The sequence below is a fragment of the Micrococcus sp. HMSC067E09 genome, assembly GCF_001812555.1.
GTDB lineage: Bacteria > Actinomycetota > Actinomycetes > Actinomycetales > Micrococcaceae > Micrococcus > Micrococcus lylae.
The window spans coordinates 1-365 of sequence record NZ_KV809413.1; the positions used below are offsets into that span (position 1 = coordinate 1).

1 protein-coding gene is annotated in these 365 nt (G+C 63.3%); it reads right to left on the minus strand.

Annotated features, from left to right (window positions below):
* Positions 1-6 precede the first annotated feature (6 nt).
* Positions 7-365: transposase (locus HMPREF2863_RS01590; RefSeq protein ID WP_141756342.1), on the minus strand; the 359-nt coding region annotated here is incomplete at its 5' end.

The window sequence follows — 365 nt, forward strand, 5'->3', positions numbered from 1 at the left end:
GGCTCTTCACAATCGAGGGTGTAGACGGGGCTTGAATCCTCCACTCTCGAGCAAGGACCTAGCGATGTAGTTGGTGAGATTCCGGAAGCCCAAGGCGGATCCGCGTAGGTGCTCGAGTCGACCGTTGATGGCCTCGGTGGGTCCGTTGGAGGTGCCGGGTCGGTCGAAGTAGGCCAGGATGTCCGCCGCCCTCTTCTTCAGCGTCCTACCCAGACCGGCCAGCTCGATGAGCTTGGTCGGCACCGCTCGGCCCAGCTTGGCGATCAGCTGCTCCATCATCGTCCTGCCCTTGGCCCTGTCTGTCTGGCGGTAGGCGGCGACCATGTGCTGGTAGAACGTCCAGGTGGCCTCGACCTCCACGTGCT